Annotated in this window: 8 protein-coding genes and 4 pseudogenes; 3 read left to right on the plus strand and 9 right to left on the minus strand. The window is 65.3% G+C overall.

Translation table 11 applies throughout. The annotated features are described in order from the left end of the window. From EOA75_RS23710 to hpaR, 4 genes are all read right to left on the minus strand, one after another. Window positions 1–764: DUF5691 domain-containing protein (locus EOA75_RS23710; protein WP_245466719.1), on the minus strand; the 764-nt coding region annotated here is incomplete at its 3' end. Continuing rightward, window positions 761–2,143: an SWIM zinc finger family protein gene (locus EOA75_RS23715; RefSeq protein ID WP_245307628.1), complete on the minus strand. Its 1,383-nt coding sequence runs from the start codon at window positions 2,141–2,143 to the stop codon at window positions 761–763. The genes EOA75_RS23710 and EOA75_RS23715, both read right to left, overlap by 4 nt. Window positions 2,144–2,635: 492 nt before the next feature. Continuing rightward, a complete protein-coding gene (locus EOA75_RS23720) occupies window positions 2,636–3,022 on the minus strand; it encodes a VOC family protein (RefSeq protein ID WP_067328009.1) in 387 nt (128 codons plus the stop codon). Window positions 3,023–3,209: 187 nt separating this feature from the next. Then, window positions 3,210–3,614, minus strand: coding sequence for a homoprotocatechuate degradation operon regulator HpaR (hpaR, locus tag EOA75_RS23725; protein ID WP_095800975.1), 405 nt, complete (start codon window positions 3,612–3,614; stop codon window positions 3,210–3,212). Window positions 3,615–3,804: 190 nt separating this feature from the next. On the opposite strand from hpaR, the pseudogene EOA75_RS34170 reads away from it, so the two are divergent. Together EOA75_RS34170 and EOA75_RS34175 are read left to right on the plus strand one after the other, a co-directional pair. Further along, window positions 3,805–4,056: pseudogene (locus EOA75_RS34170) on the plus strand (5-carboxymethyl-2-hydroxymuconate isomerase); the annotation flags it as partial. 111 nt (window positions 4,057–4,167) lie between these two features. Beyond that, window positions 4,168–4,434: pseudogene (locus EOA75_RS34175) on the plus strand (2-oxo-hepta-3-ene-1,7-dioic acid hydratase); the annotation flags it as partial. Window positions 4,435–4,668: 234 nt separating this feature from the next. Here the strand turns inward: EOA75_RS34175 and EOA75_RS23735 are convergent. The 3 genes and pseudogenes from EOA75_RS23735 to EOA75_RS23745 form a co-directional block, all read right to left on the minus strand. Next, on the minus strand, window positions 4,669–5,688 hold the full coding sequence (locus EOA75_RS23735; protein ID WP_127325309.1) for an isopenicillin N synthase family oxygenase: 1,020 nt from the start codon (window positions 5,686–5,688) through the stop codon (window positions 4,669–4,671). Between the two features lie 229 nt (window positions 5,689–5,917). Next, window positions 5,918–6,019 (minus strand): annotated as a pseudogene (locus EOA75_RS23740) (ABC transporter permease); the annotation flags it as partial. 39 nt (window positions 6,020–6,058) lie between these two features. Then, a complete protein-coding gene (locus EOA75_RS23745; protein WP_066988999.1) occupies window positions 6,059–6,748 on the minus strand; it encodes an SDR family NAD(P)-dependent oxidoreductase in 690 nt (229 codons plus the stop codon). Window positions 6,749–6,959: 211 nt separating this feature from the next. On the opposite strand from EOA75_RS23745, the gene EOA75_RS23750 reads away from it, so the two are divergent. Next, a complete protein-coding gene (locus EOA75_RS23750; RefSeq protein ID WP_095800978.1) occupies window positions 6,960–8,075 on the plus strand; it encodes an anhydro-N-acetylmuramic acid kinase in 1,116 nt (371 codons plus the stop codon). Here EOA75_RS23750 and EOA75_RS23755 read toward each other — a convergent pair. Together EOA75_RS23755 and EOA75_RS23760 are read right to left on the minus strand one after the other, a co-directional pair. After that, window positions 8,072–8,443, minus strand: a complete 372-nt coding sequence (locus EOA75_RS23755) for a GNAT family N-acetyltransferase (protein WP_127325310.1) — start codon at window positions 8,441–8,443, stop codon at window positions 8,072–8,074. The two genes, EOA75_RS23750 and EOA75_RS23755, sit on opposite strands and share 4 nt — an antisense overlap. A 6-nt stretch (window positions 8,444–8,449) precedes the next feature. Continuing rightward, window positions 8,450–8,795, minus strand: a pseudogene (locus tag EOA75_RS23760) (MFS transporter); the annotation flags it as partial.

Consider the following 8,795-nt stretch of genomic DNA (forward strand, 5'->3'; position numbering starts at 1 on the left):
GCTATCGAATCTTTCGACGCGCCATCCGCTGGATCGCTACGTTCACCCAACCTTGCCAGGAGCCGGCCGGCCATTTCGCGCACCTTGCCTGAGCGATCGGCGGACAGGCTCTTTAGAAATGGAATGTCATCGGCACTCAAGCCGAAGCGCATCAGCTGCACGAGCGCAAGCCTGACCTCCGCCGGCTCGCTCGCTCCCTTGGTCTCAATCAACGTCCGCGCCAAGACAGGCATGGTGCGCCGTAATTCGACCAAAGCTGTACGGCGCGCGGCAGGATAGAAATCATCCCAGGTTTCAGCGGTGAGTTGTCCTCGTCGAGACTGCCTGTCGCCATCCGCGCCTGCTTGCCAGTCGACCCAGGGAGCATAGATATCTGGGCTTTCCTGATCCGACGCAGCAGGCATCCAATCCATCGGATGCAGCACGAAGCCTCGGCTGGCGACGAGTGTGGCCACGCGGGTCTTGAGCCTCGCATCAGCGGCGTATTTCAATGCGCCACGCAGCAACGGTCGCAGCCAATCAGGAAGCATCGGCAGCGCGAGCATCGGCAGCGGCGGACGGCGTTTCAAGGTTTTTGGCGCCGCCGGCCGAAGCGCGACATCCAGCGCCTGCGCGGCGATCGCCAAGAGCCGACGTTCCTGCTCGTCCGAGCTGGAGGCAGCCGCGAACTCCTTCCATTCGGCGGGCGCCAATTCGAAAGCGGCGCCGCCCGAAATCCAGTTGTCGCGAAGCCTCGCCAGCCCTGCCTGCTCGAGCTCGTTCATGAGAGATCGAGCCTCCCGATGCTGCTTTGCGAGGCCAGAAGCTCGAGCCTGGCGCCGTTCCACAGTGCTGCCGTGACTGTCAGATCGAGGCCAAGCAAGGTCTGGTTGACGGAGCCGGCGACTGGCAGGGCGATGCCATGCGAATCGTTCGCCGCCTGCCACCAGGCGCCATCCTTCTCGTCCAGCGCGATCGCGCCCGCCGGCAGGAGGATCGGACAGTCGGACAGCCACGGCGCGCCGTCCTGGAAAGCTGCATAGGCGGCCAGCGGATCGCCGGCAGCGTTCGGAGCAAAATCGGGCCAATTGCCGGGCGACGCATCGCCCAGGCGTTCTGCGACCAGTGCGCGAAGCGGAATTCGGGATGGATAGAACACCAGCCTCGCCTTGAAGCGGTCCCCCGGCGCGAAGGCGCCGGAGCGGCGCCCGGCCGAGGCCGGGAAGAAGTCCAGGAGGACGGCAAATCGTGGGATTGGGCTTTTCAGATCGAGCAGCCAGGTCGCGTGGCTGACCAGGCCGTCGCGACGGGCCTCGATCTTCTCACCCAGCACCTCCCAGTCGCTCTCGACCTTGACGGCATCCGGATTGGCAAGGATCTGGTCGCGTGTTTCGGATGTCGAGACCAGGCGCTTCAGCTCGGCATCGTCGGGCGCGGCACGCCAGGCCTTGGCGAGCAGCACCAGCTTACCCAGCTCTCGGATAGCGGCGTCCGGCCGCTCTTCGCTGCGCAGCGCCATCAGTTTCGCGGGCAGCTCGTCGATACGCCCGGCCAAAGCGGTCGCCTTGAGGTCTACAAGCCGCGCCGCGATGCGGCGGCAGCGCTCGCTGCTGGCGTCGACAAAACCGGCAAGGCCGAGCCGAAGCTGGTCGGCAACCCACTGATCCAATTCGTCGAGCGCTGCCGACACGGCACTTCGCGTGTCCTCGGCGCGCTTGCGCTGCGCCGCCTCGCGGCGCTCGGCGGCCGCGGCGTCTTCTACGGCAGCGCTTTGCTCGGGCCGCAACGCCTCGTCGATGCTTTTGCTTTCCGCGCTTGCCGGCGTCGGCGGCTGGCCCGGCTTGCGGCGCCGCCCGAGCCAGTCATTGACCCATTCCGGCGTCTGGTCGACCCGATCGAAGCTGGCGGGCGCGGTGGCGCCGATCCACATCAGCCCCAGTATGTGCTTGCACGGAAATTTTCGCGATGGACAGGTGCATTTGTAGCCGTGGTCGCGGGCATCGAATGCGACGCGGTAGGGATTCGCTCCCGAGCCCTGGCATTCGCCCCAGATGAGGCCCAGCTGTTCGTTTGTCTCGAGACGGGGCCAGTTGGACCGCTTGGTCAGCTTGGCGGCGGCGCCCAGCGAAGCCTGGTCGGGCGCGAGCGCCTCGATTGTTTTCAAATCCAGCTGCAAGCCGCTCCCTCATGACCCCGAAGCATGATGTCGCGACGATAGATACCTGTTTGCGGCGCGCTGGTGTAGCTCCAGCCGCTGAAAAGTTGGTGTCTTGTCTAACGTTGCGTTGCCCTGTTCATCGTCAGGCGCGCACCCACCAGGATGGCGTGCACAGCATAGGCGCGGCGATCCTCGGCGCTGACGGCCAGCCGATCGGCACGCTATCCATCGCCTCCCCTGTCTCGCGCGTAGACGATGCGGTAGCGGCCCCCGGGCGAAGCGGCGATCAGGGCGGCGAGGCTCATCTCGGCGCGGCTGACCGGCGAGGCATGACTCATCTTCCCCGTTGCGGCGAAGATGGTTAGGTGCTGCCGACGCCGTCCCGATGGCAGCTGGCGTCGTGCCCCAGCTTCTCCAAGCCTGACTTCATCATCTGCCTCCTCCACCAGTCGCTTCGCGTTCCGCAACCGGCGGATTTCGCGGCCGAATTCCTCACCGTCAAACAGCGTCCTGGTAAAATTCGATCGGCAGTCCATCGGGATCGGCGATGAAGGTAAACAATCGTCCCGTGTATGGATCTGTTCGGATGGGCTCCACCTCGACGTCTCGCGACCGAAGCAGCTCGGCTGTTGCCTCGACCGAGGCGACCGAGAATGCAATATGCCTTAATCCACAGGCCTCGGGCCTGCTGGGCCGGCTTGGCGGATCAGGGAAACTGAACAGTTCGATCTGGATGGGACCGTGACGCAAATCGCACTTCCAAGACTGCCTTTCGGGGCGCCAGTTTTCGGCCAGAACGACGAAACCGAGCTTGTTCGTGTAGAACTGCTTGGAGGTCTCATAGTCACTGGAGATGATTGCGACATGATGGACAGCCAGGAGCATCAGATTGGCCTCGCGTAAGCGTCGATAACGGCGACCCAGCACAGTCGCATCGGGTATACCTTGGCGCAACCAGGCGCCGACACCGGCCGTGCCGGCTTGGGCCCATGGCAGCGACGAGGCGGCGCTGCTCTATGTCGGGCGCAACTACATGCAGCCCAGCGCACTGGGAGTTTCGGTGGCTAGTCGGTCAGTCTGGCGCTGACTCCGACTCGATCAGGCTTTCCAGCATGTCCAGCAGGCGCTCGTACTGCTCGGCGCCGTAACGCTTCTCGATGGCGTCGTAGATGGCGGTGCGCTCGGGCGCCAGCTCCTCGATCAGCGCCACGCCGGCCGGGCTGATGGCGAGCAGAGCGCGGCGGCCGTCATCCTTGACCTTGTTGCGGGTGATGAATTCGCGCTCGTCCAGTGCTTTGATCATGCGGGTGAGACTGGGCGGCAGGATCGAGGCGCGGTTAGCGAGCTCGGTCGCTTCCAGCGGACCGGTCTCGGCAAGCACGCGCAGCACGCGCCATTGCTGCTCGGTGATGTCGTGGCGAGCAAGCATCGGACGAAAATGCGCCATGATCACTTCGCGGGCGCGAAGCAGAGCCATGGGCAGGGAAGGGCGGGTGCTGGGCGGCAGCAGAGTCAACTCTCCGAAAAGTTCCAGTCCAGTACGACTCGCAACAGAAATTAACGCTCGGATCGCAGCTATATCCGCGATTTCTCCGAGAGCGGCAATCCCGTCCCCGACGACCCCGTCGACATGGAGACCAAGTACTTGACATTCGGTCGCCAAGCCCTTGCCCCACATGGGGATCGAATATTCGGCGAATCTCGACGCGAAGGTCGAGATGAGCGAGCTTTGCGCGCTCGTTTCACGCATCATCCTCGAGACCGGCCTGTTCGAGCCCGGCGCCGAGCGGGTGCGCGCCTTCCGTGCAGATGCCTATGCGGTCGCGGACCGGCTCCCCGAGAACGGCTTCATCGACATGATTTTCCGCATCGGCAGGGGCCGCAGCGCGGAGGAGAAGAAGCGGACCGGCGAGGCGATCATCAAGGGGTTATCGCGCGCGTTCTATGTCGACACGCTCGGCCTGCAGGTGAGCGACGAGACCAGCGACGCGATCTATCTGCGCGCGCTGGAGGAGCGCGGCCACCCCAGCCCGCGCGAGGCAGACCTGCGCTGGATCGGCGCCATCGTGTCGCGCAACGGCGAGGTGGAGGAGACGGGGCTCGGTGCCGGCGTGCTCGATCATCCGGCCAAGGGCATTGTGTGGCTCGCCGACCGGCTGCATCAGTACGGCATGCAAATCGAGGCCGGACAGGTGGTGCTGTCGGGCTCCTTCATCCGGCCGGTCGAATGCCGGCATGGCGATCGGATCGTCTCGGATTTCGGGCCCTTTGGTGCGATCCGCATCGCTTTCGCCTGACCGGCCGCGCGAATTTGCAAGCTGCGCGCTGCCCCAAAGAAAAAGGCCGGGCGCGAAAGCGGCCCGGCCAAGAAATGAAGGTCATAACCTTCAGAGGGGAACATCGCCCGGCGCAATGGGAGGAAAACACCGAGCGATGGCCTCTATCTGGGGCGGTTGCGGTATATTTTCCACGAACTGAATTCCAAAAACTGGCCGGAAGGCGAAAAAATATCGCGCGGGCAGCGGCAAAGCTCAGCCGGCCGCCGCTGCCTTTTCCAGAAGATCGGCATAGTGCTGCCGGGCCACGTCGGGATGCGACCTCAGACGGCTCTTCAGCACATTGGTTCCGACGTTGCGGAAGAGCGGATTGTCGGGATCGCTGGCCGGCCCGCGCGCCTCAGCCGCCAGTTCCTGCGGAAGGTCGAGCAGCGGGATGGTCGCGTCGAGCCGGGCGCTGAAGAAGAACGGCACCGAAATCCGCTCGACGCCTGGCGGCGGTGTGACGACGCGGTGCACGGTTGCTCTCAGATACCCGTTCGAAGCGAGTTCGAGCAGTTCGCCGATGTTGACCACGAGCGTTTGCGGAATCGGATCCACATTCACCCAGCTGCCATCATATTCGACCTGCAGCCCCTTGTTCTCGTCCTGCAGCAGAAGGGTGAGGAAACCGCCATCCTTATGCGCGCCGACGCCCTGGTCGTCACCGGTGGCGTCGCGGCCTGGGTAGCGCACGATCTTCATGCGGTGGTTGGGCTCGCTGCCATAGATCGGGTCGAAGGCGTCCTCCGGCTGATCGAGTGACAGCGCGAAGGCCTTGAGCAGCCGGATGGCTACCTCCGTCGCCTTGGTCTGCCAGGCAAGCAGCGCCGGCTTCAGTTCGGGCAACGCAGCCGGCCACTGGTTCGGACCTTGCAGCCGGGTCCAGGCCGGCACGCTCGGCCCTTGCGAAATGGTCGCGCGCTCGACGCCGATGTCGAGCTGCTCGCGCCAGTCGGCCTTGCCCCTGGTCAGCTCGCCGCCGGCACGCGTGTAGCCGCGAAACTGCGGCGACTTCACCATCTCGATGGCCAGCTTGTCGGCCTCCGACAAGGTAAAGAAGCGCCGCGCGGCATCGAGCACCGCGTCGATGTCCGGCTGCGTTATGCGGTGGCCGCTGAGATAGAAGAAGCCGACATCGCGAGCGGCGGTGCGCAGATCAAACAAGAAGGTCCGCAGTTCCGACTCGCCCTGCTCCAGTCGGTCGAGATCGAGCACCGGGATTATTCTGGCCATGGACAGCTTCCTCTTGGCGGCAACTCTCTGTTTTTCGCAAGTCCGGACGGAAAACCGATGCGCACTTTCCTGGAATTGCTCGAGCAACCCCGCCGCACGATGACATGCGCGTCATTGCAGGTGAAGAAACGCGCCAACCAATCTCGTTGCAAATGGAGCAAGCCGCCGCTCAATTCCCGGGTTTTCGCGGCAAATTGCGTTCATTCGACTTCCGCTTCTCGCGTTTCGCCTATCCGCGATGATCCAGCCACGCGACCAGCCGGTCACACCACTGGATGCCGCAGACCAGCACGATCAGCACCACCACCGCCGCAACCATGACACCGGTCTCGCGTCGGGGCACGTTATTGCACGTTCGTGGAATGGATCGTCAGAACGTCTCGACCCAGGGCCTCAGCTCGACCTCGAAGCTCCAGGCGCTGCGATGCTGGCGGTGGACTGCGAGATAGGTCTCGGCGATCGCGTCCGGCGAGAGGCGGCGATCCGGCCGGTCTGGCTCGGCCGCCTGCCCGGGCGGCTCGATCTGGCCGTCGATGATGAAATGCGCGACATGGATGTTCTTCGGACCTAGCTCGCGCGCCATCGACTGCGCCAGCCCGCGCAGCCCGAATTTCGGCATGGCGAAGCCGGCCGAGCCGGAGAAGCCCTTGAGACTCGCAGTGGCGCCGGTGAACAGGATCGAGCCGGAGCCGCGCGCAACAAGCCGGCGCGCCGCCTGCTGGCCGACGAGGAAGCCGCCATAGGCGCCGACGAGCAGGGCCTGCTTGACCGCCTCCGGATCGAGCTCGGCGATCGGGCCGCGCGTGCGGCCGCTGGCGTTGAAGACGGCAATTTCGAGGGAGCCGGCCTTGTCGGCCGCCTCGAACAGCCGCGCGACGGAGGCGGCATCCGACACGTCCGTCTCCACCGCCTGCGCACCCGTCTCCTGAACCAGCGCGGAGAGCTTGTCGACATTGCGGGCGGCCAGCACGACGCGAAAACCTTGCTTGCCGAGGAGCCGCGCCAGCGAAGCGCTGAGGCCAGCTCCAGCGCCTGCGATCACTGCGACGTTGGCGGCCATGTCGTTCCTCCTGCGAGTACGCGTTGTTCAGTTGATGTTGATAGTCGCACAAGCTCGCTCCTTCGGCGGCAAGAGGCAAGGACCAGGTTGCTCCGTTTTGGCAGTGCGACACAAAGGCGGTGCACGGTGAGAGGTCCCGGCGCATCCGAAAGACTTGCCTGTCGCGCCGATCCGTCCGACACGTGGTCCAGCGGCGATTCGAGGAACGACCATGGAACCAATCTGGGCCGTCGGCCTGATGACCGGTACGGTGCTTGACGGCAATATCGACGTGGCGCTGATTAAAACCGACGGCGAGCGCATCGCCGACACCGGCACATACACACTGGCCCCCTACCCGCAATCGATCCGCACCCTGCTCGAAGAGACCCTGCGCCAAGCACGCGTCTGGAATTTCGAGGGGCCGGAGCCGACGATTTTTCGCGAGGCGGAGGAGGCGCTGACGCGCGCGCAGTCGGCGGCGGTCAGGGATTTGGTCGAAAGCCAGGGCATGACGATGGCCGATATCGGCGTCGTCGGCTTCCACGGCCAGACGGTGCTGCATCGCGCCCCGCAGCCGCGACGAATCGGCCGCACGCGCCAGCTCGGCGACGGCGAGCTGATGGCCGCCCTGCTTGGCACCAAAGTCGCCTATGACTTCCGCACGGCCGATGTGGCGGCCGGCGGACAAGGCGCGCCCCTCGCTGCCGCGTATCATGCGGCGCTGCTCAAAGAGGCCGACGCCAGCGGCGACACCGCGGTGCTCAATCTGGGCGGCGTCGGCAACATCACCTGGTGGGACGGCAAAGACAACATCGTCGCCTTCGACACCGGGCCGGCCAATGCGCCGGTCAATGATTTCATCAAGGCGAAGGGCCTCGGCGAGATGGATCGCGACGGCAGACTGGCTGCCGCGGGTACGGTCGACGAGGCAAGGCTAGAGCGGCTGCTGCAGCATCCGTATCTGACGAAGCCTTACCCAAAATCGCTTGACCGCTTCGACTTCACCGCGGCCATGGCCGACGGGCTCGGCGCGGAGGACGGCGCGGCGACGCTGACGGCTTTCACCGTCTCGGCGGTCGGCAAGGCGCTCGATCTGTTGCCGCGCCGGCCAAGACGACTGGCGGTCAGCGGCGGCGGCCGCCGCAACCCGACCATGATGGCGATGCTCGGCCAGCGCGCCGGCGTCGAAGTGGTGCAAGCCGAGACGCTCGGCTGGAAGGGCGACGCGGTCGAAGCGGAATGCTTCGCGTTCCTCGCGGTGCGCGTGCTGCGCGGCCTGCCGATCAGCTTTCCGAGCACCACCGGGGTGCCGCAGCCGATGCGCGGTGGAAAGCTCGCGGGTTAAGACAACTTCTTCTGCAGGAAGATGCGGCTGCGGCCGACCGGAAAATCGGCGAGCGTGCCGAACGGCTGGTAGCCCTGGCGCTGATAGACCTTGGCCGCGGCCGGATTGAAAGTGTCGATCCACGCGGCCTGGCAGCCGCGCGCCAGCGCTTCCCGTTCGGCTGCGTCCAGCATGCTCGCGGCGATGTGCCGGCCACGCCAGGTTTCGTCGACCCAGAGCCATTGCACATAGAGCCAGCCCCAGGCGGTGTAACCGGAAATGCCGGCGACGATCGCGCCGGCGTCGTCGCGAACGAAGACGGCGAGCGTCTTCCGGCCCGAGGCACCGACATCGCTGTCGTTGAAGGCGGTCAAAGAGCGAAGCGACACGCAAGCCTATTGCCGGGCAGAGCGCCACGCCGCGGCCGATGCCGCCACCAGCATCAGCAAGGCGGCGACCAGGGCGCAGTTGGCGAAGCCGAGGGCGGTGTAGAGCGGGCCGAAACCGGCGGTGCCGACGGTTACGGCGAAATAGGTGACTGCGCTGTTCAGGCCCATGATCGTGCCGCGTCGCGCGGCGTCGAGCGCGGTGAGCCGCATCACCAGAACGTTCAGCCCGAAATGGTTGGCAAGGCCCCAGACGGCGATCGTCGCCATCAGCAGGCCGAAGGTGCCGCTAGCCGAGGCGATCGCCACATAGACGGCGGCGACCAGCAGATAGGCGAAGGGCATGACACGGCGG

It is taken from the genome of Mesorhizobium sp. M1A.F.Ca.IN.022.07.1.1 (assembly GCF_003997575.1).
Lineage (GTDB): Bacteria > Pseudomonadota > Alphaproteobacteria > Rhizobiales > Rhizobiaceae > Mesorhizobium.